Source organism: Enterocloster sp. 210928-DFI.2.20, assembly GCF_020554465.1.
In the GTDB taxonomy this organism is placed as follows: Bacteria; Bacillota; Clostridia; order Lachnospirales; family Lachnospiraceae; genus Enterocloster; species Enterocloster bolteae.
Genome location: NZ_JAJCHK010000023.1, coordinates 26,542 through 50,997 on the forward strand (window position 1 = coordinate 26,542; position 24,456 = coordinate 50,997).

At 49.9% G+C, this 24,456-nt stretch carries 21 protein-coding genes; 17 read left to right on the forward strand and 4 right to left on the reverse strand.

The annotated features are described in order from the left end of the window. Positions 1 to 27: 27 nt before the first annotated feature. The 7 genes from LI015_RS18835 (at position 28) to LI015_RS18865 (ending at position 8,105) form a co-directional block, all read left to right on the forward strand. Entirely contained in the window at positions 28 to 1,770 is a 1,743-nt protein-coding gene (locus LI015_RS18835) for a cadherin-like beta sandwich domain-containing protein (protein WP_002573517.1), read from the forward strand. 314 nt (positions 1,771 to 2,084) lie between these two features. Continuing rightward, the gene (gene asrA / locus LI015_RS18840; RefSeq protein ID WP_002567167.1) at positions 2,085 to 3,119 is read left to right on the forward strand and encodes an anaerobic sulfite reductase subunit AsrA; all 1,035 of its coding nucleotides are present in this window, start codon (positions 2,085 to 2,087) and stop codon (positions 3,117 to 3,119) included. Positions 3,120 to 3,135: 16 nt separating this feature from the next. Beyond that, the gene (gene asrB / locus LI015_RS18845) at positions 3,136 to 3,927 is read left to right on the forward strand and encodes an anaerobic sulfite reductase subunit AsrB (protein ID WP_227126001.1); all 792 of its coding nucleotides are present in this window, start codon (positions 3,136 to 3,138) and stop codon (positions 3,925 to 3,927) included. 18 nt (positions 3,928 to 3,945) lie between these two features. Next, complete coding sequence (gene asrC / locus LI015_RS18850) at positions 3,946 to 5,001, forward strand: sulfite reductase subunit C (RefSeq protein WP_002573515.1); 1,056 nt, start codon at positions 3,946 to 3,948, stop codon at positions 4,999 to 5,001. A gap of 294 nt (positions 5,002 to 5,295) precedes the next feature. Then, positions 5,296 to 6,498, forward strand: a complete 1,203-nt coding sequence (locus LI015_RS18855) for an FprA family A-type flavoprotein (RefSeq protein ID WP_002567170.1) — start codon at positions 5,296 to 5,298, stop codon at positions 6,496 to 6,498. Positions 6,499 to 6,723: 225 nt separating this feature from the next. Next, entirely contained in the window at positions 6,724 to 7,611 is an 888-nt protein-coding gene (locus LI015_RS18860) for a hypothetical protein (RefSeq protein WP_119204635.1), read from the forward strand. 140 nt (positions 7,612 to 7,751) lie between these two features. After that, positions 7,752 to 8,105: a cupin domain-containing protein gene (locus LI015_RS18865; RefSeq protein ID WP_002567172.1), complete on the forward strand. Its 354-nt coding sequence runs from the start codon at positions 7,752 to 7,754 to the stop codon at positions 8,103 to 8,105. A 192-nt stretch (positions 8,106 to 8,297) separates the two neighbouring features. On the opposite strand, the gene LI015_RS18870 is transcribed toward LI015_RS18865, so the two are convergent. Further along, positions 8,298 to 8,645 carry a helix-turn-helix transcriptional regulator gene (locus LI015_RS18870; RefSeq protein WP_227126003.1) on the reverse strand — a complete coding sequence of 116 codons (348 nt, stop codon included), beginning with the start codon at positions 8,643 to 8,645 and terminating at the stop codon, positions 8,298 to 8,300. A gap of 131 nt (positions 8,646 to 8,776) precedes the next feature. Here LI015_RS18870 and LI015_RS18875 point away from each other — a divergent pair, with 131 nt between their 5' ends. Next, positions 8,777 to 10,162, forward strand: a complete 1,386-nt coding sequence (locus tag LI015_RS18875) for a GGDEF domain-containing protein (RefSeq protein WP_227126005.1) — start codon at positions 8,777 to 8,779, stop codon at positions 10,160 to 10,162. A 15-nt stretch (positions 10,163 to 10,177) separates the two neighbouring features. Here LI015_RS18875 and asnB read toward each other — a convergent pair whose 3' ends face one another. Beyond that, positions 10,178 to 12,031, reverse strand: coding sequence for an asparagine synthase (glutamine-hydrolyzing) (gene asnB / locus LI015_RS18880; RefSeq protein WP_002573513.1), 1,854 nt, complete (start codon positions 12,029 to 12,031; stop codon positions 10,178 to 10,180). 40 nt (positions 12,032 to 12,071) lie between these two features. After that, on the reverse strand, positions 12,072 to 13,445 hold the full coding sequence (locus LI015_RS18885) for a hypothetical protein (RefSeq protein WP_002567176.1): 1,374 nt from the start codon (positions 13,443 to 13,445) through the stop codon (positions 12,072 to 12,074). A 414-nt stretch (positions 13,446 to 13,859) separates the two neighbouring features. Between LI015_RS18885 and mgtE the strand changes: the two genes are divergently transcribed. From mgtE to mobB, 4 genes are all read left to right on the forward strand, one after another. Beyond that, positions 13,860 to 15,209, forward strand: a complete 1,350-nt coding sequence (gene mgtE / locus LI015_RS18890; RefSeq protein ID WP_007035852.1) for a magnesium transporter — start codon at positions 13,860 to 13,862, stop codon at positions 15,207 to 15,209. 320 nt (positions 15,210 to 15,529) lie between these two features. After that, positions 15,530 to 16,417 (forward strand): fructose bisphosphate aldolase, encoded by an 888-nt coding sequence (locus LI015_RS18895; protein WP_118019206.1) that lies wholly within the window; start codon positions 15,530 to 15,532, stop codon positions 16,415 to 16,417. Between the two features lie 199 nt (positions 16,418 to 16,616). Further along, positions 16,617 to 18,494: a sensor domain-containing diguanylate cyclase gene (locus tag LI015_RS18900; protein WP_002567179.1), complete on the forward strand. Its 1,878-nt coding sequence runs from the start codon at positions 16,617 to 16,619 to the stop codon at positions 18,492 to 18,494. Continuing rightward, complete coding sequence (gene mobB, locus LI015_RS18905) at positions 18,491 to 19,690, forward strand: molybdopterin-guanine dinucleotide biosynthesis protein B (protein WP_334301047.1); 1,200 nt, start codon at positions 18,491 to 18,493, stop codon at positions 19,688 to 19,690. The genes LI015_RS18900 and mobB overlap by 4 nt, the downstream gene beginning before the upstream one ends. 31 nt (positions 19,691 to 19,721) lie before the next feature. Here mobB and LI015_RS18910 read toward each other — a convergent pair whose 3' ends face one another. Further along, positions 19,722 to 20,417 (reverse strand): DinB family protein, encoded by a 696-nt coding sequence (locus LI015_RS18910; RefSeq protein ID WP_227126015.1) that lies wholly within the window; start codon positions 20,415 to 20,417, stop codon positions 19,722 to 19,724. A 398-nt stretch (positions 20,418 to 20,815) separates the two neighbouring features. Here LI015_RS18910 and LI015_RS18915 point away from each other — a divergent pair, with 398 nt between their 5' ends. From LI015_RS18915 to LI015_RS18935, 5 genes are all read left to right on the forward strand, one after another. Continuing rightward, the gene (locus LI015_RS18915; RefSeq protein WP_227126017.1) at positions 20,816 to 21,436 is read left to right on the forward strand and encodes a TetR/AcrR family transcriptional regulator; all 621 of its coding nucleotides are present in this window, start codon (positions 20,816 to 20,818) and stop codon (positions 21,434 to 21,436) included. A gap of 157 nt (positions 21,437 to 21,593) precedes the next feature. Further along, on the forward strand, positions 21,594 to 22,079 hold the full coding sequence (locus LI015_RS18920) for a hypothetical protein (protein ID WP_002567183.1): 486 nt from the start codon (positions 21,594 to 21,596) through the stop codon (positions 22,077 to 22,079). Positions 22,080 to 22,093: 14 nt separating this feature from the next. Further along, the gene (locus LI015_RS18925) at positions 22,094 to 22,255 is read left to right on the forward strand and encodes a hypothetical protein (RefSeq protein ID WP_227126019.1); all 162 of its coding nucleotides are present in this window, start codon (positions 22,094 to 22,096) and stop codon (positions 22,253 to 22,255) included. A 487-nt stretch (positions 22,256 to 22,742) separates the two neighbouring features. Continuing rightward, the gene (locus LI015_RS18930; RefSeq protein WP_227126021.1) at positions 22,743 to 24,125 is read left to right on the forward strand and encodes a Y-family DNA polymerase; all 1,383 of its coding nucleotides are present in this window, start codon (positions 22,743 to 22,745) and stop codon (positions 24,123 to 24,125) included. After that, on the forward strand, positions 24,115 to 24,450 hold the full coding sequence (locus LI015_RS18935) for a YolD-like family protein (RefSeq protein WP_002567187.1): 336 nt from the start codon (positions 24,115 to 24,117) through the stop codon (positions 24,448 to 24,450). Before LI015_RS18930 ends, LI015_RS18935 begins: the two co-directional genes overlap by 11 nt. Positions 24,451 to 24,456 lie beyond the last annotated feature (6 nt).

Below are 24,456 nucleotides of genomic sequence, written 5' to 3' on the forward strand. Positions count from 1 at the left end.
ATTATAATCAGAAAGTGGGAAATGATAATGATTAGACGTATGAGACATGCGGCTGCAGTTCTGGCAATGGCGTGTATGATGACAGTCATGATGCCGGCTCAGATGATAACAGCCTTTGCAGCAAATGCAAGAATCGCCTTTTCCGATCCATCGGCAACCGTGGGCGGCAAGATCAAGGTGAATATGAAGATAACCAGCAGCGATAACCTGGCCAACGCGGATGTGATGCTGTCCTATGATTCCAACATATTGGAATTTGTGGACGGTACCAATGCGGACGGAGGGGCAGGAGCTGTCCGGGTCCATGGGGATGCGGGCACGCCCAATACGGGTACCCTTGCATTTACCCTTAATTTCAATGCCATAGCAGCCGGGACCAGCAAGATTGAGGTCACCAGCCAGGAGATTTATGATTCCAACTCACAGATTGTGACGGTTAACCAGCAGGGAAATTCCACTGTAACGGTCAGCGCCCTCCAGTCAGCTTCCAAGGATGCGACCCTTAAATCCCTCCAGATTTCACCGGGAAGCCTGACGCCGGCCTTTTCACCGGATGTGGACACCTATGCGGTGACGGTTGGTACAGATGTGGATAAGGTGATTGTCAGCGCGGATTGCACGGATGAGAATGCCACTAAGGTGGTCAGCGGAAACGAAGGCCTCCAGATGGGCGAAAACCGTGTGACATGCCGTGTGACAGCCCAGGATGGCGAGACCATCAAGGAATATGTCATTGTGGTGACCAAGGCAGAGGGCGGCGCCAGTGCGGCGGATGCCGATGCTTCTTCCCAGGTAAGGATGCGGATTGCCGAGCGCGTTATCACCATTCTTCCGCCTGATCCTGAGGTCAAAGTTCCGGAGGGATTCAAGGAGAGCACCATTAATATCGACGGCCACAAGGTACAGGGCTGGGTATGGGGCTCTGAGGCAGAGCATCAGTACTGTGTTGTGTACGGTATGAATGAGGCCGGAGAAAAGGGCTTCTACCGGTATGACATGAAGGACGATGAGAGGACCATCCAGCGTTACTTTGAGGATCCGGCCATCAGCGGTTCCGTGACAAAGGAAGTGTACGATGAGCTGGCCCTTACATACGACAAGATTTACGATGATTACAGTCTCCTTAAGATACTGCTGATTGTGACCATTGTCATTGCAATCATTCTGCTGGTCATACTTCTGGTGGTGGTATTTACCAGGGGATCCGGGAAAAAGGGCGGCAGCCGGGATGAACTGGGTGACAAGAAGGACGGTCCGCGGGGCAGCCGGGGCAGAAACAGCAGGAAGGAAAAGGCGGAGGAGCCTGAGCTTTTGGAGAATTCAGAGGATTATCAGGAATATGCCGGTGAGGATGAATACCAGGACTCTGATGAATACGATGAATCCCGGGAGTATGAGGATGATTCTGTCTACGATGACGATGAGGACTACAGAGACCTTCCGGAGGAGGATTATCCGGTGGGCGAAGAGGACGGGGACATCTATGATGAGGAAGAAGATGTCTATGAGCAGGAGGAAGAGCCTCAGGTGGAGATTCCGGTAAAGAAGCCGGTGAAGCCTGCAAGGCCGGTCCAGGCCCCGGCTCATGCGCCGGCCCGGACACCAGCTCATGCGCCGGTTCAGACTCCGGAGCGTACACCGGCCCAGGCGCCGGCATCCAGGCAGAAGCCTCCTGTGACGCAGGAACAGCCGTCTGCCAGAAGGGAAGCAGAGCAGGTGCCTGCAAAACCGGACGGACAGGATGATGATTTTGAGATTTTTGATTTGTAATTAATATATTTGTAATTAATATATTTGTAGTTAAGTATATTTGTAATTAAGTATATTTGTAATTAGGTATAATAGAATTAACAGACCATAAAGGCAGCAGCTATCCGGGATATTCCCGCGGCTGCTGCCTTTTGTGTGCTGCCCTGGCCGTACGCGCCTTCACCGGCCCAGACAATCCTTAATGATAAAAATTTATTATCAGACCATCACAATATATAATTATACTTTATTTTTTGGGGTTGTTATAATAATAACATAAGCCTTTTAATATAGAGTATATATAAAGGATAAAAGAATAAAGGAGGAGGCATTTCATGGGATACAGAATGGATTTAAAGGATGCCGACAGGATGTTTGCAAAGCTTCAGGAAGAGTATGAGATATGGGCGCCAAAACGTTTTGTGGGTAAGGGCAGGTATTCCGACACAGACCTGATTAAGTACGCCAGGGTGGACCGGGCGGAGGAAATCGAGTACAGGGAAAAATCGGATTTTCCGGCCAAGGAGGTATTAAGTCCCATTACCCAGTCTCTGTTCTATTTCACAGAGGATGAATTCATTGAAAGCAAGGCCGGTTCCAAGAAGCTGCTTATATTCATGCGGCCCTGCGATATCCACGCACAGCATCACCAGGAAAAGATCTACCTGACCAACGGCGGCTATGAGGATATATATTATAAACGCATGAACGAGAAGGTAAAGATCGTGATGATGGAGTGCGGCGAGGGCTGGGATACCTGTTTCTGTGCCAGCATGGGAACCAACAAAACCGATGATTATTCCATGGCAGTCCGTTTCGGGGAAGACGGGCTGGAGTTCCAGGTAAAGGACCATGCATTTGCCTCCTATTTCGAGGGCATGGAGGAATGTCCCTTTGAACCGCAGTTTGTGGAAAAAAATGAGCTGACCCTTACCGTGCCGGAGATTCCGGATAAGGAGGTTCTGACAAAGCTTAAAGAACATCCCATGTGGAGGCAGTTTGACGGCCGGTGCATCTCCTGCGGCGCCTGTACCGTGGCGTGCAGCACCTGTACCTGTTTTACCACAACGGATATCATATACAATGAGAACCGCAATGTAGGAGAGCGCAAGAGGACTTCCGCCTCCTGCCAGGTAAAGGACTTCACCGACATGGCGGGCGGCATGAGCTTCAGAAACAGGGCCGGGGACAGGATGCGCTACAAAGTGCTCCACAAATTCCACGATTACAAAGCCAGGTTTAAGGACTACCATATGTGTGTGGGCTGCGGACGTTGTATGGACCGGTGTCCTGAGTACATATCCATCGTGGCTACAGTGAACAAGATGGCAGACGCTATCGAGGAAATAAAAGCCGGTAAGCAGGCATAGGAGAGGGGATGCAGTCATGAATAATATAGTGAAGCCAGTGGCATGTAAGATACGCGAGGTAAGGCGGGAGAGCCTTCATGAATATACATTCAGGGTGGAGACAGACATCCGTCCGTCCCACGGACAGTTCCTGCAGCTTTCCATCCCAAAGGTTGGGGAAGCTCCCATATCCGTCAGCTCCTTCGGGGATGGCTGGATGGATTTCACCATCCGTTCCGTGGGAAAGGTGACGGACGAGATATTTGATAAGCAGCCGGGTGACATTCTTTTCTTAAGGGGAGCCTACGGCAAGGGATGGCCGGTGGAGCAGTTTCAGGGCAAACACATGGTGGTCATTACCGGAGGCACCGGGCTTGCGCCGGTGAAGAGCATGCTGAACATGTTCTGGGAGCAGGAGGATTTTGTGAAGAGCGTGCACCTGATCAGCGGATTTAAGAATGAGGACGGAATCATTTTCAAACATGACCTGGACCGCTGGAAGGAGAAGCTTACCACCATCTACGCCCTGGATACAGACCGCAAGGATGGCTGGGAGACGGGGTTTGTCACAGAGTTCGTGTCACGGATACCTTTTAAGGATTTTGGAGAAGACTACAGTGTCGTGGTGGTTGGACCGCCGCCTATGATGAAGTTTACCGGCCTGGAAGTGCTTAAGCAGGGTGTGCCGGAAGAAAAGATATGGATGTCCTTTGAGCGCAAGATGTCATGTGCCGTGGGAAAATGCGGACACTGCCGCATTGATGAGGTGTATGTCTGTCTGGACGGGCCTGTGTTCAATTATACCCAGGCCAAGTATCTGGTTGATTAAGAGAGGGGTGGCGAAGGAATGAATCATGATATTGATATAAAAAAGGTAAGAATCAACTGTTTCAGACAGTCCAAGGTGGCAGGGGAGTTCATGCTGCAGATGCGTGTGCCGGGAGCTATGATTGAGGCAAAACACTTAAAGCTGGTGCAGGACCTCTGCGAGCGTTTCGGAAACGGCACCTTCCATCTGGGCACCAGGCAGACCTTTGACATACCCGGTGTAAAGTATGAGAACATAGAGGAAGTAAATAAGTACATCAAGTCATATATCCATGATGTGGATGTGGAGATGTGCGGCGTGGACATGGATGTGACGGATTACGGCTACCCTACCATCGGTGCCAGGAATATCATGTCCTGTATCGGAAACGCCCACTGCATCAAGGGCAATGCCAATACATACGAGCTGGCCAGAAAGATTGAGCGCCTGATATTCCCATCCCATTACCATATTAAAGTGGCTGTGGCCGGATGTCCCAATGACTGCGTTAAGGCCAATTTCAACGACTTCGGCATCATGGGCATCAACAAGCAGGTTTATGACATTGACCGCTGTATTGGCTGCGGTTCCTGCGTGGACGCCTGCAAGCACCATGCAACAGGCGTGCTGAGCCTGAACCAGAACGGCAAGATTGACAAGGACGCCTGCTGCTGCGTCGGCTGCGGCGAGTGTTCCCTGATTTGTCCCACCGGAGCATGGACCAGGGGCGATAAGAAGCTGTACCGCGTAACCCTGGGAGGGCGTACGGGCAAGCAGAATCCAAGGGCAGGCAAGCTGTTCCTTAACTGGGTTACGGAGGATGTGATTCTGGGTATGTTTGCCAACTGGCAGAAATTTTCCGCCTGGGCTCTGGATTACAAGCCGGAGTATCTCCACGGCGGCCACCTTATTGACCGTGTGGGATATAAGGAATTCGTAAAACATATCTTTGAAGGGGTGGAGTTCAATCCTGAGGCAAAGATGGCGGATGATATATTCTGGGCCGAGAATGAGCAGCGGGGGAACATGCATGTGATGCCGCTGTCTGAGCATAAGCACGCAGGCCCCCAGGAACCGGCGGCAAAGAAGGCATAGGGGATTTGGGATTATCAACAGCAACGAGGAAATTCAAACAGCGGGGGGTGTGAATACATGCCCTGCTGTTTTTCTGCCGTTTTTGCGCAAAGATTGGCGGCTCCGTGATATTTTAGGGATAGAAAGGGATACTATACAAAGTAAGTACAGACAGCGCGGAAGAATATGCGGACAGCCGGAAATTATTAGTGTACACTAATTTATACAGTGACATTTTGGGGAAAATGTAGTATACTTCTAAGCGAAATAAATTGACGGATATTTAACATATTATGGACGAAAGGAAGAATGAATATGTACTGTGTAAAGCGCATCAATGATGATTTGTTCTGGGTTGGCGGTACAGACCGGAGGCTGGCCTTATTCGAAAACGCCTATCCTATTCCGCGGGGGGTTTCCTATAATGCTTACCTGCTGCTGGATGAGAAGACTGTGTTGTTTGACACGGTGGACAGGGCAATCACGGAGCAGTTTTTTGAGAACATAGACGCGCTGTTAAAGGGACGTGCCTTAGATTACGTGGTGGTGAACCACATGGAGCCGGACCACTGCGCCACCCTCGGGGAGATTGTGCTGCGGTATCCGGGCGTACAGGTTGTGTGCAACCCTAAAACGATTCCGATTATCAAACAGTTTTATAATTTTGATATTGATTCCAGGGCCATTGTGGTCAAGGAAAATGATACCCTTTGCACCGGACGTCATACATTTACCTTCCTCATGGCACCCATGGTGCACTGGCCGGAGGTTATGGTGACCTATGATACCACGGACAAGACCCTGTTCTCCGCAGATGCCTTCGGCACCTTCGGGGCCATGAACGGCAACCTGTTTGCGGATGAGGTCAACTTTGAGAGAGACTGGCTGGATGATGCCAGACGTTATTATACCAATATCGTGGGCAAGTACGGACCATCTGTGCAGACCCTGTTAAAGAAGGCGTCCGGCCTGGATATCCGTACCCTGTGCCCGCTTCACGGCCCGGTATGGCGTAAAGATATTAGCTGGTACGTGGACAAGTATCTGACCTGGAGCAGCTATGAACCGGAGGAAAAGGCGGTTATGATTGCCTACGGCTCCATTTATGGAAATACAGAGAATGCAGCCAATATCCTGGCCTGCAAGCTGGCGGAGAGGGGAATCAGGAACATTGCGATGTATGACGCTTCCTCCACCCATCCTTCCACCATTATCTCCGAGGCATTCCGCTGCAGCCACCTGGTGTTTGCATCTGCCACCTATAATGGAGGCATCTTTAGCAGCATGGAGCATGTGCTTATGGATCTGAAGGCCCATAACCTGCAGAACAGGACGGTGGCCCTGATGGAAAACGGATCCTGGGGCGTGCTGTCAGGCAAGCAGATGAAGGAAATCATCGGCACCATGAAGAATATGACGGTTCTGGAACAGATGGTGACTGTAAAATCCTCCCTTAAGGAATCCCAGATGGAAGAACTGGATGCCATGGCCGATGCCATTGTAAACTCCATGAAATAGCAGTACCCAATCAGGGACAATTGTGATTTATAACGGTTTGCCGGATGGCTTTGTTTGAGCCATCCGGTGTTTTATTGTGATTTATTGTACTTTTTGTGTATTTTTGGTTGTAAATATTGCATTTTTTTGTGAAATTTAGTAGTATAGAACATACATCCCGTAATTTAGAGCATTGAAATATGGGATGCTCAGGAAAATACAAATGATGCGAGAGGATATGATGACATGGGGATTATGAGACTGATTGAGGGGATAAGGGCGGGGAAGGCAGTCAGTGTGTTTTCCGGAAACCAGGAATATTTATTTTCTGCCGGTAAACCGGGCCCTGCCTGTCCGGATGGTTTTTGGGAAATTAGCGTCAGATGCAGGCCGGAGGCAGTCTCTGACCGAACCGGGCCGGGTAATGGTCCCTTTTTATTTTTCGACAGCAGAACCAACCGGTTTCTGGATTTTACCGGGGGTCTTCTGGAGGCACTGTTTCCCATGTCCTCTGAACATATCTATGATATGGCTGTCCTTGAACAGGAAGTGAACCTGAGGGTGAACCGGTATATTACTCACAATCTGATATATAAGATACAGGAAGGTGCGGCAAAATACGGGCGGGAGGAGTTTGATGAAGGAGAGATACGGGAGCAGGCATATGTATGCTATATGACAGGGGCCTGGGGCCACCTCCATGTGCCGGTCCGGGCTTTTGACATGGAACAGTTCTGCCGTATGGACGGACGCCGGTCCAGGACAGGAGAAGGGCCGTTTGTGGAAGCGTATGCCCGTCTCATAATGCTTCATTTAAGTGAACAGTTTCCATCCGGCGAAGTGGCCAGAAGCTTTCTGGAGGATATATGCAGAAAGGATACGGGCCGCCAGCGCAACTACGATGTCATCTGCCGTGAATATGCAAAGGACAGCTTTGTGGAGCAGGAGCTGGAACATCTGATGCGGGAGGCAACTGACAGCATGAAGCGGGCCAAGAGCCTGTGCCAGCTCTTAAAGGCAAAATGCAGTGTGAAGCCGCAGGTGGAGCTGGACCAGGAGATACTGGCGGTTTCCCTTGCTTCAGACTGCCCCGGCCCTGTTATAGGAAGGAAGCGGGATCTGTATTACTCCTGACGGCAACCGTACGGCATGTCTGCCAGGAGGTGCAGGACGCATTTCAGGGACGCGCCTGCAAAGGGGGCCGGCCGTTGACGGACCAGGGACAGGATGGTACAATATGGATAGCTATAAGGAATGACAGGAGGACAGGAATCATGATTAGAAGAAAAGACGAGATGGAGCCCGTGACCAGGCATGAGCTGCAGAAGGGGATGGGGGATGTGACCTTTCACACCTTCATGACAAAGGAGGAGGCCTATGGTTCGGGCAGGACCTTTGCCCGTGTTGTGTTTGAGCCGGGTACATCCATTGGGATACATGAGCATCATGGGGAGTTTGAAGGGTATTATATTCTGAAAGGGCAGGCCCTGGTAACAGATAACGGTGTGGAAACAGTGCTGAATCCCGGAGATTACCACATGTGCAAGGACGGGGACAGCCACGGCATTGGCTGTTACGGGGATGAAACCATGGAAATCATTGCCCTTATTATCAATGTTCCGGCATAAGAGATGCCGGAGGAGAGATTTTGCCCGGGACATTGGACGGGGCTGTCTGCTTTGGAAGGATTGTTTGAATCTGGTTTCTGGCAGACAGCTCTGTATTTTTGACTGAAACATGTATTTTAATACATGGAAAAACTGTAGTATAATGAATAATATGTTGTATTTTTAAAATCCCTGTAGTAAAATAATATTTGATTATGGGTTTTCAGACCCATGCTTGCGCATCATCTCGGCCAGACAGCGTATGACGGGGAGAAGTTCCAGGGCTTCCTTTTCGCTCAGGCTGTGGAGCTCCCAGAACAGCTGCTGTTTACCGTCGCCCATGGACTCGGTTTCAGGGTAAAAGATACGGTCGGCGGGAATTCTCAAAGTGGTTACCAGAGGATAAAGCACCTCGAATTTGGGGTTTCCGCGGAAATTTTCTATATTAATAATGGTACGGACATCTATACCCAGCTTCTCTGCCAGGGAAGCCTGGGACATTCCCTGTTCTTCGCGGGCTTTTCGGATGACCGTACCTAAAGTTTTAACGTAGTCATGCATTGTGATTCACCTCAATACTAGTGTACACTACACTTCTTATATTATGAATCACTATGCAATACATATAAAATATGAATTGAGATACACTAAACTCCTGGATGGAATGCCGGGAGGGGGAAAGGAAGTTTTGCATGGGTGAAGGGACAGAAGACAGAAGGCAGGCGTACATAAAACATGTGGTACTGGAACCGGGGCTTGAAATGGAGTATGCACAGCCGCTTCTGACATTATTTGACGAACTGCTGGCCTGGGACCTGGCATCCGGGGACAGCCGCATTATATTTTACACAGAGGGCAGGAGCCGTCTGCGGGAGAACCGGACAGAGCAGGAATTTCAGGCATTTGCCTGGAGCCATGTACATCCCCGGGAGTGCAGGCAGTTCCAGGCGTTTTTCAGCGCCGTGCACATGAAAGAACTTTACGGGAGCAAACATCCTGAGAAGCTGGTTTACCGCCAAAGGACGGCAGAGGGAGGCTATGTGTGGGTGGAGGTGGTGGCCATAACAGCCGGCGGCGGAGGTACAATGCTGTGTTATGTCCGCGATATGGGAAAGGAAGAACAGAAGCGGTATATACAGGAGCAGATTATTGATCAATATGTGTATAAAAAATGTGATTTCTTCCTGTGTTTGGATGGAGACACGGGTTACTATGAAATCCTGCAGAAAAATGACAGCCGTATTCAGGGACAGATGCCTCATTCGGGGAATTATGAGCAGGAGCTGGAGGAATGTATCAGGAAGTATGTGGTGTCTGAGGACAGGGACCTGCTTCTGGAGAAGGCATCTATGAACAATGTCCTGGATGTGTTGGAGCGTGAAGGCGAGCTGATGGTATCCTATGGTGAGAAGGGGACGGACGGCCGGTATGCCCGTAAATTGCTTCGCTATGTATACTTTGACAGACAGGAGCAAAAAATTCTCCTTATGCGCCAGGATATTACGGCAGAGTACCTGGAGCAGCGCAGGCAGAAGAAGCGCCTCAGCGACGCCCTCCTTCATGCAAGGATTGATTCCCTTACAGGTTTGTATAACCGCCAGGCAGTAAATGCCAAGATCAATGGAATCCTTAGGGGGGCCGCAGTGATGCCCCCTTCTGTGCTGCTTTTTATTGATTTGGATAATTTTAAGACAGTGAACGATACTCTTGGCCACCGGTATGGGGATAAGGTGCTGTGCTCTGTGGCAGAGTGCTTCCGCCAGGTCCTCCGCACTTCCGACATAATCGGAAGGGTGGGAGGCGACGAGTTCGTGGCTTTTCTCTCAGGAGTCACATCACTTGATGAGGCAAGGGAGTGCGCCGGACGTCTGTGCCAGGCGGTGAGCCGCATACCGGATTTAGACCTGAGAGGCTGTGGGCTGTCCTGCAGCATCGGAGGGGCTGTGTGCCCAAGGGACGGAAGGGATTACGATTCTCTTCTCATGAAAGCGGATATAGCTGTCTATGAAGCCAAGCGCCGGGGAAAGAATCAGTTCGCCTTTTACGAGCCCGGAATGAGGCCTCATTCCGAGCCCTGACCTGTGCGGGCGTGTCTAGCCCACCACCTCAATGTGATAGGTTTTCAGCCAGAAGTTGACCTGGAGGAGATAGGCCAGCATCTGAGGGCCGGCCATGAGCTGGCCGTACCATGGTTTTCCGTAGTCAGAGGGGCTGGTGAGGAAGCGGGCCAGTTTTTTCCGGTCCAGGAAGTCCATTACCGGGGAGTGGCTGTCGTCCATCATTTCCCTTACACGGTCCACAAGCAGTTTTTCATAGGCGGTATCATAGGTTTTAGGATAGGGGGACTTTTTCCGGAACAGTATTTCATCCGGGAGAAGTCCTTTTCCTGACTGGCGGAGCAGGTTCTTTACCAGTCCGTCCCTTGTTTTCATGTCCCAGGGTACGTTCCAGACGTATTCCATGATTCGGTGGTCCGCAAAGGGAACCCTTGCCTCCAGCCCGGAGTACATGCTGGTGCGGTCCATGCGGTTGAGAAGGGTCTGCATGAACCAGCGCAGGTTTAACCAGGCGATTTCCCGGCGCCTTGCTTCCTCCGGGGAATCCTCTTCCAGGACAGGGGTCTCTGCCACGGAGCGCTCATAGGTGTCCAGCACATACCGGTCCATGTCCAGATACTCTAAGAAGCTGTCGGCCAACAGGGCTTTTCTGGGGGCCAGGTCCATGGTCCACGGGAAGGTATGGGCTTCAAAACATTCCTTTTTATGGAACCATGGGTAGCCGCCGAATATTTCGTCGGCGCATTCCCCGGTCAGGGCCACCTTGTTGTGTTCCTTGACCATGGAGCAGAACTGGAGCATGGAGGAGTCGATATCCCCCATGGCCGGCAGATCATGGGCCAGGACAGAATCAAACAGACGGTCAGCCTGGGTCAGGTTTCCGCATTCCAGGTAATGATGGTCGGAATCCAGGAATTTTACCATCTGGTCCACATAGGGGCGGTCCTGGGAGGGCTGGAAGGAGTTGGCCCGGAAGAACTTATCGTTGTCCACAAAGTCAAAGGAGAAGGTGGTCAGGCGCTTTCCCTGCTTTTTCAGTTCCTTTGCGCAGATGGCAGACACCAGGCTGGAATCCACGCCCCCCGAGAGGAAGGTACAGATGGGCACATCTGAAACCATCTGCCTGCGCACGGAATCCTCCACCAGAAATGATGTTTTCTCAATGGTTCGTTCATAGCTGTCCTCATGGGGACGGCTGACCAGCTTCCAATAACTCTGCTGGCGGATTCCATCAGGGGTACATATGAGGTAATGGCCCGGAAGCAGTTCCTCCATGTCCTTTAGGACGCCGCAGCCATAGGTCCTGGCAGGCCCGACGGAGAACACTTCATTCAGTCCCCTGCGGTCTAACTGCGCCTTGACGCCGGGATAGGCCAGGATTCCTTTGAGCTCGGAAGAAAAAATGAGTTCCTCGCCTCTTATTGTATAGAACAGAGGTTTTACCCCGGCCCGGTCCCGGAACAGGCACAGACGGTTTAAGGCCGTGTCCATGATGGCAAAGGCAAAGATACCGTTCAGGCGTTTTACAAAGTCAGGGCCGTATTCCATATAGCCTGCCAGTATGACCTCCGTGTCGCTGGAGGTCTGGAAGGAATATCCCGCGGCCATAAGCTCCTGGCGCAGTTCATCGGTATTGTACAGTTCCCCGTTGTAGACAATGGCAAAGGTCTGTCCGGAGCCTGATTTCACCATGGGCTGGTGGCCTCCGGCCAGATCTATGATGGACAGGCGGGCATGGGACAGGCCGCCGTGTTCCGAGAGCCACCGTCCGGCGTCATCGGGGCCACGGTGGCGTAAGCGTTCTGCCATGGCCTGCAGGACAGATTCATAGTGTTCTTTCTCTTTCAGGTAATGGTCATGAGGGTTATAAAAACCGGCAATTCCGCACATAATTTATTCCTCCTGTCATGATGTGGAAATGTGTTTGGTGTTAAAGCATAAAGCATGCCAGGGCAAAGGTACAGGCAAAGCCGATACAGACCGGTATCAGGTTTTTCCTGGCCAGTTCCAGCGGGCTTACATTGCAGATGGCGGCAACCGGGATGAGTCCCCACGGCACGATGGTGCCGCCGCCCACGAAGATAGCCGCAATCTGGCCCAGGGCCGCCATGACCGGAACAGACGAGCCGGTGGCGGTTCCAAAGGTCCTGGCCAGGGCGCCGGTCAGGGGAAGGCCTGAAAAACCGGAACCGTCCAGACCTGTCAGTCCGCCGACCACCATCTGTATAAAGGCCGCCATATATTTATTAAGGGGGGCATTCTGCGCCAGCCACAGGGCCCAGTCATTCATGATGCCACGGTTAAACCGTTCCCCCATGATGGAGGTGATTCCATCCCCTCCTAAAAAGAAAAAGGCACCGATTATAATAACCGGAGCAAAGATGCGGATGGCAAAGAGAAAACCTTCAGTGACATAGCCCGTGACCTTTTCCAGGGACTGTTTTCCAAAGCCCAGCAAAGCGCCCAGGCAGGTGATGAGGAGAGCGGTGCCGGAGACCATGCTGGTGGCATCCCCGCCCTTCAGGCCGCACAGGAGCATGAGAATAATATCCCCTGCAAAGGCAATCGGGGTAAAGACAGCCAGGAACAGGGCGGCCTTTTTATGTCCCTGGGGCCTGGAGGGTTCTGCCTGTATGGAGAGCCTGGGGCCCCTGGCATCCAGCTGGCTCCTGTTTAACACATATGCGCTGAGGACGGTGACAATGCCCATCATCCAGAATAAAGGCCATGCCTGCCGGAGAATAGAGGATGTGTCAAGGCCTGCTGCGCCTGCTGAGATAGCGGGAGCGCCCTGAATCACCACATCGTAGCTCAGCGCAAAGCCGTGTCCGAACAGGTTCATGGCCATGGCTGCGGCTAAGGGATTCAGGCCTGCCTTTACAGCAAAGGGCAGCATGATGGCACCCACCAGTGCAACAGAGGGACTGGGCCACAGGAACAGGGAAAACAGGAACATGGTAAGCCCCAGGATCCACCAGGTCAGGGAAGGTGTTTTCATAATGCCGGCCATGGGAACCATCATCAGATAGTCGCTTCCCAGGTCCTTCAGGCATTTGGAAAGGGAGGTGACCAGGGCAATGGTTGCCAGCACCTCCATGAATTCCCTGCCTGCGTAGAGAACAGCGGAAAATACGGTTATGATGCCGCCGGTAACAGATTTAAGGCCGATGAGGCCCAGGATAAACAGGAAGGCGATGCAGACGGCAGGCGTATCCTTTTTGAGGACCATCACTGCCAGGATAACAATGACGCCTATGAGATAAGCGTAGTGGAGCGGAGTCAGCACTACTGCGGATTCTATCATAATAAGTCACTCCTGTATTTATGGAATATAATCTATGATATGGGGAAATGCTCTCCTCCGTGAAAAGGAAATCAGGAAATTAGGGGTTGATTTTATGGCCAGGTGCTGGTATGCTAGATAAGGATTAAATTTTAAAATGAAAGGAAGTGAACCGGAGTGGAAGGTCGAAGTCATAAGTTGGAAGCAGACAATTATCATAAGCGTTTGGTAGTGGGAGCTGCGTCGGCGGCTTTGATCCCGCTTTGCTTTCACTGCCGTTAATTATAGGATTCATATGCGTTTATGATGATAGCCATTATTACAGGAGGAGTCTGTAATTATGGCTGTTTTGTTGTTGCGGTCCGGCCATCCAGGGCAGGACTGCGGCATTTTGCGTGCTGCTTTCATGATGTCACCATTCATGGAAGGAATAAGATGCAGGAGAATTTTGATTTAAAAGAGCTGATGGAGCTGTTAGACACAATGCAGCTCAGGTTACTGAAGGAAAAGCTGATTGAGATGAACGAGGTGGATATTGCTGCGTTCATCGAGGAGCTGGATTCCGAGAAGACCGTAGTGGTCTACCGCATGCTTCCCAAGGAGCTGGCAAGCGATGTGTTCGCCTGCCTGCCTGTGGAGAAGCAGGAGCATATTATCAACAGCATCACGGATTATGAGCTCAGCGCCATTGTAAACGACCTGTTTGTGGACGATGCCGTGGATATGCTGGAAGAACTGCCGGCCAATGTGGTCAAGCGTGTGCTTAAGAACTCCACGCCGGACACCAGGAAGCTGATCAACCAGTTTTTAAAATATCCGGAAGGCAGCGCCGGAAGCATAATGACGGCAGAGTATGTGGGCCTGAAGAAGCGCATGACCGTGGAGGAGGCATTTGCCTACATCCGCAGGCACGGCGTGGATAAGGAGACCATTTACACCTGTTATGTCATGGACGCAAAGAGGGCCCTGGAGGGTGTGGTGACGGTCAAGGATCTGCTGATGCATCCCTATGAGGAAGTCATCGGCAACATCATGGATTCACATGTGATCAAGGCCGTGACCACAGACGACCAGGAGGAGGTGGCGGAGAGCTTCCGTAAGTACGACCTCCTGAGCCTTCCGGTGGTGGATCATGAGAACCGTCTGGTGGGCATCGTTACCGTGGACGACGTGGTGGATGTTATGGAGCAGGAGGCCACAGAGGACTTTGAGAAGATGGCAGCCATGCTCCCCAGCGAGAAGCCTTATCTTAAGACAGGCGTGTTTGCCCTGGCAAAGAACCGTCTGGCCTGGCTTCTGATTCTCATGATCAGCAGCATGATTACAGGCAGCATTCTGGCAAAGTACGAGGCGGCCTTTGCGGTGATACCGCTGCTGGTGACCTTCATTCCCATGCTGACAGATACTGGCGGCAATGCGGGCAGCCAGAGCAGCACCATGATTATCCGCGGCATGGCAGTGGGAGAGATTGAAGCCGGGGATATCCTGCGGGTACTCTGGAAGGAACTGCGGGTGGGAGTCATTGTGGGCGTCCTGCTGGGACTGGTCAATTATATACAGCTGGTAATCCGTTTTCCAGGACAGGAAATGCTCTGCCTTACAGTGGTACTGAGCCTTTTAGCCACCGTCATGCTGGCCAAAACCATTGGCTGTGTCCTGCCCATTGCGGCTCAGGTTCTCCATCTGGACCCGGCCATCATGGCTGCCCCGCTTATTACCACCATTGTGGATGCGGTGAGCCTGATTATATATTTTCAGCTGGCTTGCAGCCTGCTGAAGATTTAGGAAGAATGTTCAGAGCCGGAATCTTGTTTCTATACAGGATTCCGGCCTTTTGCTTTTGGATGGTTTCCGGCCATTTGGTCCCCGGCTATTTGGTTCTCTGTCCTATTTTGGCCCCACAATTTGTCAATCCTCAGAACCCTCTATTGACAATGGGGAACAGATTTTACTATAATAAAGGTAAGTTATAAAACATGTTTCAAGTCTTTGATATCTGTCCCCGCGTCCGGTTTCAGCAGAACTTATAGTATGGAGGTGTCGTGTTTTCTTGAGGCGCCTCCGGTCTTATACCATATATTCCATCAAGAAAGAGAGGTAGTTATATGAACCAGGAACAGCTAAGAATCATGAGCGGGAAAAAAGGGTTTATCGCAGCGTTAGACCAGAGCGGCGGCAGTACGCCAAAGGCGCTTAAGAATTACGGAATCAGAGAGGACCAGTACAGCAATGATGAGGAGATGTTCAATCTGGTCCATGAGATGCGTACCAGGATTATAACCAGTCCCTCCTTTACCTCAGACCATATCCTGGCAGCCATCCTTTTTGAGAATACCATGGAGCGGAAGATTGGGGATAAGCTGACTGCGGATTACCTGTGGGAGGAGAAGGGTATCATCCCTATCCTGAAGGTGGATAAGGGTCTGGCAGAGGAAGCGGACGGAGTCCGGCTGATGAAGCCTGTTCCGGGGCTGGATGAACTCCTTGTACGTGCGGTGGAGCGGCATATTTTCGGAACTAAGATGCGTTCCGTGATTAAGCAGGCTAACCCTGTGGGCATCAAAAAGATTGTGGACCAGCAGTTTGAAATCGGGCTTCGCATTGCGGCTGCGGGACTGGTTCCCATACTGGAGCCGGAGATTGATATTTACAGTCCGGATAAGTCTGAATCTGAGCAAATCATGAAGGATGAAATCAAGAAACATCTGGCAGCGCTTCCGGAGGATACCAGGCTGATGTTTAAACTGTCCATTCCGGATAAGCACGGATTCTACAGCGACCTCATGGAAGATTCCCATGTAGTGCGTGTGGTGGCGCTGTCCGGCGGATATTCCCGCCAGGAGGCCAATGAGCGCTTAAGCCGCAGTCCGGGACTGATTGCCAGCTTTTCCAGGGCATTGTCCGAAGGCCTTAATGCCAATCAGACCCAGGGCGAGTTTGACCGTATGCTGGCCCAGTCCATTAAGGAGATTTACGATGCATCCATAACCTGAGACAGGGAGGCTCCGCTATTGCTGCGGAGCCTTTTTGCGATCTTGAAACATAGGGCTGGGTATTGGGCTTATTGGGTGTATTTGGCGGACGGCCTTCTGTTTACAAGGACTGTTATAAATGGTATCATATAAAAAGATGTGATGAAAATGTATCCCGGTAAAAGGATGCAGAGGCGTTGAGTTATGACAAGAGGAATCTATGAAACGTAAGTTAATTGGAAAATGGCATGTTGCCGCTTTTTTGGTGTTCTGCTTTGTGTTCGCACTGACAGCCAGCGGTGTTTTTTACAATCAGCGCGGGAAGCTGGCCGGGGAATTCGGAAACATGGTGGCAGCGAACCTGACTTCTTATACCCAGGCCCAAAAGCGTTACCTGAACAGTTCCATCACGGATGCCTGGAATACCCTGAAAGGGATTTCTGGTCTGGTGGAACAGATTATCCCGGAATATACGGAGGATTCCCTGAACGGATATCTGGATCAGCTTAATTTGCAGAACAGGGACTATATGATAGAATATGTGACCCTGCAGGAGCTGGAGAGAAGGCTGAGGGTTCAGCAGGCGTCGGAACGTGACTGGAGCCTGTTTGGTGAGATTGAGCAGGGAACAGGTGTGGTGTCCGATATATGGGACTGGAAGAAGGCGGGAAACAAGTCTGTTTTCACGGTAGCGGAACCGGTCTGGAAGAATGGAGAGGTGATTGGAGTGCTGCAGACCAGACTGGAGCCCCTGGCCATCACGGAACAGGTTCCTGAGGCAAGCGCATTTACACGCAGCAGCACACTCATTGTGAGACGTGATGGAACAATTCTTGCCAGTGAGAATCACAACCGTGGTGATATATCCACAGGGAACCTGTTTGATTCGGTAAAGGTAGCCGGCATTACGGATGAAGTAGTGGAGCAGATGGAAGAGCGCTTCTATGGAGACGGGTCAGACAGCTTCATGTTTGAGGGGAAGGGGGATTCCTACTATTTTTCCTGGGATTATCTGGGGTATAATGAGTGGTATATCGTAAATTTTGTACGCTCGCCTGATGTGGCCATTCATTATGACAATATTTTGAAGGAGCTTATCTATGCCAGCCTGTTTCTGATTGGCCTTACGGCTGCTCTGGGCGGCGGAATCGTGGTTTTGTTCCTGCATTACCGGAGAAGCCTGGACTTTGAGACTAAGAAGTACGGACTTCTGGCGGAGTTTTCTGATACGGCCCTTTTTGAATACGACAGGAGAAAGGACACCCTGGAATTTACCAACAATGCCAGGCGCATCCTGATGCTGGATGAGCTTAAAATCAGCCATGTCATGGGAAAAAAGACCAGGACAGACTTGTTTGTCCAGGAGGACAGGAAGGTTATGGAGGATATGCTGAGAGGCAGAACCGGCAGCGGGGAGGACAAAATCCAGTATGCAGAACTGCGGCTTAAGAGTATATCCGGCGAGTATCACTGGTTCGGATGTCATTATAAGGCCATTACCTCTGATGCAGGGACAGTGGCCAAGGTGGTGGGCAAGCTGGCGGACATTTCGCGGCAGAGAAGCAGGGAGCAGGAGCTTCGGGAACAGGCTATGCGGGACGTGCTTACGGGAATCTACAACAAGGCAGGTGAAAAGCTGATTGACCGCATGGTTAAGGAAAAAGGACAGGGACTGTTTCTGATGCTGGATTTAAATGATTTTAAGAGCATCAACGATACCATGGGCCATGCGGCAGGGGATGCCATACTCACTGAGATGGGAAGAGTCCTTAAGGGAGCCTGCAGGGAAAATGATATAGTGGCCCGCATTGGCGGGGATGAATTTGTCATGTTCCTTCCGGGGGCATTTGACTGGCAGACAGGAAAACGCAAGATAGGGGAAATACAGGACAGTCTCAGGACAGTCATGATAACCACCTGGGGAATCAGGGGAATCAGGGCCAGTATTGGCGCCGCCCTGTGCCCGGAGGACGGGATGGATTACGAGACCTTATTTAAGGCTGCGGACGAGGCTATGTATCTGGACAAGGAGCAGTCCAAAAACCGGAATGAAAGCAGGGAGGCAGGAGAGGAAAAACAGGACAGGACAATATCATGACACAGCAGGAGGAACAGGACATGAAGCACGGATGGGGAAGTGTAATTCTGTCAGGCGGACAGGGACGCCGTATGGGCGGTATTGACAAAGGAGGACTGGACTATAAGGGAGAGTCTTTTTGCGGGCATATACAGAAGCAGCTTCAGGCCCTGGACATCCCGTGCTACCTGTCCCGGGCCTGTTATGCAGGCAGCGGTGGCAGGGAAAGCGGACTGGAAGTGATTGAAGATACTGTAAAGGGGGCAGAAGGAGAGTGGATTGGCCCCATGGGCGGTATATGGTCCTGCTTTCAGCGCACAGGACTTGATGGGCTGTTCTTTGTGTCCTGTGATATGCCTTTATTCAGGAAAGAGATGGCGGCTATTCTGATGGAGCGCTGGGAGCCGGGGGCGGACGCGGTGCTGTGGAGAACCAGGGACGGCCGTATACAGCCATTATGCGGCTTTTACGCAGCCACCTGTCTGGAGGCGCTGGGAGACACGATCCGTCAGGGAAATTACCGGCTGATGAAGTTCCTGGATTCTGTGCGCTGTATTGTGGTGGATACGTCAGAGGCCCATATACCGGATATCTGGTTTGCCAATGTGAATTCACCCTCCGCCTACAGGAGCCTGGAAGGGCTGCGCACGCCTGTCCTGGCTGTAAGCGGCAGAAAGAACACCGGTAAGACAGCCCTTTTGGAGATGCTGGTTGGAGAACTGGACAGGGTGGGAATCCGGTCTGCGGTAATCAAGCATGACGGCCATGAGTTTGAGGCTGATGTGCCGGGAACCGACAGCCGGAGGATAAAGGAGGCAGGGGCATACGGCACAGTGGTGTACTCCGGCACCAAATTTTCCATGACAAAGGAGCAGCCTTCCATGAAGGCAGAGGATTTCTTTGGTTTCTTCCCGGAGGCAGACATTATTTTCCTGGAAGGACAGAAAGATTCAGATTATCCAAAGCTGGAGGTACTGAGAAGGGAAGTCTCGGATGTCCCGGTGTGCAGGCCGGAAACAGTGCTGGCTTATATCTGGAGCGGGCAGATTGCCAGGAGCGGGGAGAACACCTGGAGCGGGGAAGATTGCCTGGGCAGGGGTAACCGCCGGAATGGGAAATGTCCCGTACTCACAGCTGCTCAGAAAGACCGCATCCTGGAAATCGTGATTGGGCACATGGACAGGTACTGCCGGGGAGACGGCGGTGATGAGCTATGACCGTTAAGGAAGCAGTATAGAGCCGTACCCGTCAGCTTCTGAAAAACTTTTTCTTAGTCCGGATAGCTTCTTTCCATTTACAACAATCATTCAGGTGGAGCATTACATGGCGGGTAGGCGGCATAAGCAGTATGCCCGCCACATCCTTTTTTTCCCAGAAATCAAGCAGCCATATGGAGGTTTCCTGTTGTGTAACTCCGCCAACGGACAGGATTTTCTCTATATCATCCTGCCGGATCTGGCGCTTTAAATCAGCGGCACTTAAGCTGAGGATTATGTCCCTTGTCGTTTGCGCCACGGCATTTCTGTAACAAATCAATTGCTCTGTATTGACATTTCTGCTAAAGTCTATAATCTCATCGTCAGAGAGTGCATTTCCGGTATCTGTAATCCGGGCATTCAGCCGTTCTTTCCAGTCCTGGTTGAACACCTGTTCTTTCCGGGCGACCAGGATGTTCATGGTCAAATCTTCGATTCTGGCGATATGCCACAAACCCCACGCAATAGTTTCATCTTTTCCTGTCGGCATGATGGCATATTCGTTCTGTTTCAAATCACATAAAAGATTATCCACCTCGTTTTTGTCTGTACCGGATGCCACAGAAGAATGCAGCTTTGCATGTATTTGCAGAAACAGGTCTTTTGAGCGTTCGGTCTCCGAAGTCTTTCGGATGATGCTGCTTAATTCTTTGTGCTGTTCACTTAATCCGCGGCCAAAATATTTCATTTTTTTTACTCCTAAAGCCGAATTGATGAATCCATTTTATTTTTCAGGAAATTCCTGTAACATTTCATATATGTCATCGCCGGCGCTGGTGCATAGTTTCTTAGATGAATTTTTACGGTCGTTCTGTCTCCCGTAATGGAATTGTCTTACCTTTTATATGGAGCCTTTGACTTATATACCTAATTCTAATATTTGGGGATGTATCTGTCAAATGCAAAAATATTTTATTATGGCAATATTTTTATGCAGAAAAAGATGATAGCGGTGATAACAAGACGGAAGATTTTCAGTATCAGGTTTGAACGCTGTTTTAATATATTCACTCTTGTAGGATCCGATTCCCTGTGATAAAATAAAGACAAAAATAAAAAATGTTTTTATTTAAAAGAGGGGAAACGATGCCTAAAGTCGGTTATTCTGAAAAAGAACGGGTACAAATCAGAGAGGCATTAATTGCTGTGGGGCTGGATTTGATGACAAAGCAGGGAATACAGCACACCACGGTGGAGCAGATCTATAAGAAGGTGGGTATATCACGCACTTTCTTTTACTCTTTTTTTCCGAATAAAGAGGAGCTGATTGTGGAGGCCCTTTATCTGCAGCAGCCCCAACTCATTGAATATGCCCGGAAACTGATGAACGATCCAGCCATAAGCTGGAGGGATAAGGTGAAAAAGTTTCTCCACTCTCTATGTCATGGTGAAAAATATGGGATCGCTGTCTTGACGATGGATGAGCAGCGCCTGATCTTCAAGCGTTTATCCAGGGATAGTTATAAGGTGTTCAGAGATAAGCAATTAAGCCTTTTACATGCAATATTAAATAGTTTTGAGATTGAAGCCGACACAGAACAGCTTAAATTAGTGCTCAATCTGACGTTATTAATCGTGATTACATGCCGGGCTCTCCCAGAAAATTTACCATTACTGGTTTCCGAGGCTTCTGATGGGACTGCGGAGTTTCAAATGGAGGCGCTTGTGGATTATCTTGAAAAGCTAAAATGTAAACCAATCTTATAAAAAGATAAGGCACCTGCATCTGCTTATTTCCTCGCATTTGGTATGACACATCCGCTATTTCCCGTGGGTAAATAGGGGAATTCACATAATAAACGGCTGTGGCCATAATTGGTTTCAGCTTAATATAATAAATATTTAATTACAGGAGGAAGCAATAATGGGAATTTTTGGTAAGCTTTTTAAAGGACCTGAAATTGATATGGTAAAAAGCAATGCAAATGCAAAAAAAATGCGTGCTTTGTTTAATCAGGCTGTAGAAAATGGGGACGATTACCGATTGATCTTTGGCTTTACCGAAGATGTAAGCCGTTTTAATTATGGGTTTGTTCATGGCAGCAAATCGAAAATAGGAAATCTTCTTGTTGGCTGGAATGAGGTAAACCAGACGATTGTAGTTGTTCCAACAGTCCCTGATCTTTCCGGATGTGGTGATCCAACCTATTACCGCCGGTCGGAAATCCTGAAAGCATACCGGAATAAGTACCCCACGGATGCCTTTATCATTTATCCCGACAGAAAGAGTTATATTGGCATCAATGCCTACGATTGGCTGGAGGATGAAAAACTCTATGTGTATGTGTCGCAGGATGAAGAACTGGCTGCTTTTACTGAATTCTTTAAGACGCATTTTGCAACGAAATGAGGTGGGAGATAATTTTGGGAGAAATTGAAGCATTCTTACTGGTTCCTGCAGTGCTATCCGTGTTCGGTCATATCTGGTTTCACCTGGTGGAGGCATTGCTGGGGGAATGGTTCATTCAGCGGTATAATATAGATGTAAGGTCGTCGAAACTGAAAACAGAAGAAAGCTTTCATTGATTATCCGGGAGGACATATGTATAAGATGTATTTAGTTACTTTTTTCGCCAGCACATTTCATATTTTGAGGTTTATTGCTCTGGTTTTAATTATAGCATGCTGCATTAAATATTTGAAAAGCAGATGAGATGTGTTTCAGGGAGATCTGCAAAGGGTACGGATAGCCGGGGCTTCTGCCAATAAGCAGAAGCCCGTTTTTTATATGTACGGCAATCTGGATGAAGCAATAGGATTATCGGATGTCACTTACTGAGTTTACATCCGCAGATGTGTGGAAGAAGAATCTCCTTTCGAAGGGGGAAGGAGAGACATGGTGCAGATATAGATAATACAAAAAAATATCAGAGAAAAAGGACAAAAGCAAAAAGAACAAATGTTCGAATAAAATGTTGCGGTTTACAGATGAAGGCAGTATAATAAAGGAGAGTGGATTGCAATAATAGAATAAACAGAATAACAAATTTAAGAAAAGAAACAAAAAACAGGAATGGACATCCTGGGGAAAGGGAGTATAATCGTGGAACAGCGGATCTATATCGTCATAGATTTAAAGTCCTTTTACGCCTCTGTGGAATGTGTGGAACGGGGGCTGGACACCATGACAGCCAGATTGGTGGTGGCGGACCCGGAGCGGACGGAAAAGACCATCTGCCTGTCTATTTCCCCTGCCATGAAGAGACTGGGAATCCATAACCGATGCCGCGTCTTTGAGATTCCAAAGAGTGTGGATTACATCATGGCACAGCCCCGTATGCAGCTTTATATTGATTATGCAGCCGGAATTTACGGCATATATCTGAAATATATCTCAAAGGAAGATATTCATGTGTATTCCATTGATGAGTGTTTTATGGATGTAACCAATTACCTGCCCCTTTACCATATGACGGCCAGGGAGCTGGGGCAGACCATTATGGCTGATATTTTTCGGGAATATGGTATTCGGGCCACCTGCGGGGTTGGCACCAACCTCTACCTGGCCAAGATTGCCCTGGATATAACGGCCAAGCATTCCCCGGATTTTATCGGAGAGCTGGACGAGGAAACCTTTCAAAGAACTCTCTGGGACCACAAGCCGCTGACAGATTTCTGGCGCATTGGAAGGGGTATTGCCGCAAAGCTGGAAAAGTATGGGATTCATACGGCGGGGGACATTGCCAGGACTGATGAAGACTTTTTGTATAAACTGTTTGGCGTGGATGCGGAGCTGCTGATCGACCATGCATGGGGGAGGGAGACCGCCACCATTGCGGCTATCAAGTCCTATAAGGCCAGAACAAACTGCCTCACCAGCGGACAGGTCCTGGGATGCGATTACAGCTTTGAAGATGCAAAGCTGATTGTGAAGGAAATGATGGATTTGCTGTGTCTGGAGATGGTGGAAAAGAACCTGGTGTCGGATTCAGTGACCTTACAGGTGGGCTATTCCAGGCAGCTGGCAGTTGAGTCCTCCAGAGGAACAGCGTCCCTGGACGCGGAGACAAATGCAGATATCATTCTGGTTCCCGCAGTGTCCGCCCTGTTTGAGCGTATTGCCAATCCTAATCTGGCCATACACCGGCTTAACATTTCAGTAAACCACGTGATTGAGGAGGAGTACAGGCAATACAGCATGTTTACCGATGTGCAGGAGCTGGAACGGAACCGTAAACTGCAGACAGCCATGCTGGATATAAAGAAGAAGTTTGGGAAGAATGCAATCCTTAAAGGGATAAATCTGCAGGAGACGTCCACCATGCAGGAACGGAACCAGCAGATTGGAGGCCATAAAAGCGGGATTTATAAGGATGGCGGGAACAAAAGCAAAGAGTGCGGCAAAGAGCGTGAAGGCGCAGAACACAAAGCCGGAGGGAAGAGAGATGGCAGGTAGACCAAGGGCAAAGATGTCTGTTCAGGACAGGGCAAAACAATTCCTTCCGTTTGCAGCCCTTAAGGGACTGCCGGAAGCACTGGCGGAAAAAGAGCGGGTAGTGGTGCCCAAAATCATTCTGACAGAGGACATGTCTGAAGAACTGAACCGGAAAATGCAGCAGATTGAGCCGGGAATGATAATCGGTGTGGTTTATTTTCATAAAGACGAATACCTGAAGGTGACCGGGATGGTTGCCCGGTTCAATATCAGCAGCCGGGTCCTTCAGGTGGTAAATACGAAAATCAGCTTTGACGATGTGCTGGATATTGAATTTTGCCGGTGATTTTAT

Excerpts from the sequence above, each read along its gene's own strand:
- LI015_RS18835 (WP_002573517.1), top strand. The coding sequence starts at position 28 with ATGATTAGACGTATGAGACATGCGGCTGCAGTTCTGGCAATGGCGTGT.
- asrA (WP_002567167.1), top strand. The coding sequence starts at position 2,085 with ATGGGATACAGAATGGATTTAAAGGATGCCGACAGGATGTTTGCAAAG.
- asrB (WP_227126001.1), top strand. The coding sequence starts at position 3,136 with ATGAATAATATAGTGAAGCCAGTGGCATGTAAGATACGCGAGGTAAGG.
- asrC (WP_002573515.1), top strand. The coding sequence starts at position 3,946 with ATGAATCATGATATTGATATAAAAAAGGTAAGAATCAACTGTTTCAGA.
- LI015_RS18855 (WP_002567170.1), top strand. The coding sequence starts at position 5,296 with ATGTACTGTGTAAAGCGCATCAATGATGATTTGTTCTGGGTTGGCGGT.
- LI015_RS18860 (WP_119204635.1), top strand. The coding sequence starts at position 6,724 with ATGGGGATTATGAGACTGATTGAGGGGATAAGGGCGGGGAAGGCAGTC.
- LI015_RS18865 (WP_002567172.1), top strand. The coding sequence starts at position 7,752 with ATGATTAGAAGAAAAGACGAGATGGAGCCCGTGACCAGGCATGAGCTG.
- LI015_RS18870 (WP_227126003.1), bottom strand. The coding sequence starts at position 8,645 with ATGCATGACTACGTTAAAACTTTAGGTACGGTCATCCGAAAAGCCCGC.
- LI015_RS18875 (WP_227126005.1), top strand. The coding sequence starts at position 8,777 with ATGGGTGAAGGGACAGAAGACAGAAGGCAGGCGTACATAAAACATGTG.
- asnB (WP_002573513.1), bottom strand. The coding sequence starts at position 12,031 with ATGTGCGGAATTGCCGGTTTTTATAACCCTCATGACCATTACCTGAAA.
- LI015_RS18885 (WP_002567176.1), bottom strand. The coding sequence starts at position 13,445 with ATGATAGAATCCGCAGTAGTGCTGACTCCGCTCCACTACGCTTATCTC.
- mgtE (WP_007035852.1), top strand. The coding sequence starts at position 13,860 with ATGCAGGAGAATTTTGATTTAAAAGAGCTGATGGAGCTGTTAGACACA.
- LI015_RS18895 (WP_118019206.1), top strand. The coding sequence starts at position 15,530 with ATGAACCAGGAACAGCTAAGAATCATGAGCGGGAAAAAAGGGTTTATC.
- LI015_RS18900 (WP_002567179.1), top strand. The coding sequence starts at position 16,617 with ATGAAACGTAAGTTAATTGGAAAATGGCATGTTGCCGCTTTTTTGGTG.
- mobB (WP_334301047.1), top strand. The coding sequence starts at position 18,491 with ATGACACAGCAGGAGGAACAGGACATGAAGCACGGATGGGGAAGTGTA.
- LI015_RS18910 (WP_227126015.1), bottom strand. The coding sequence starts at position 20,417 with ATGAAATATTTTGGCCGCGGATTAAGTGAACAGCACAAAGAATTAAGC.
- LI015_RS18915 (WP_227126017.1), top strand. The coding sequence starts at position 20,816 with ATGCCTAAAGTCGGTTATTCTGAAAAAGAACGGGTACAAATCAGAGAG.
- LI015_RS18920 (WP_002567183.1), top strand. The coding sequence starts at position 21,594 with ATGGGAATTTTTGGTAAGCTTTTTAAAGGACCTGAAATTGATATGGTA.
- LI015_RS18930 (WP_227126021.1), top strand. The coding sequence starts at position 22,743 with ATGGACATCCTGGGGAAAGGGAGTATAATCGTGGAACAGCGGATCTAT.
- LI015_RS18935 (WP_002567187.1), top strand. The coding sequence starts at position 24,115 with ATGGCAGGTAGACCAAGGGCAAAGATGTCTGTTCAGGACAGGGCAAAA.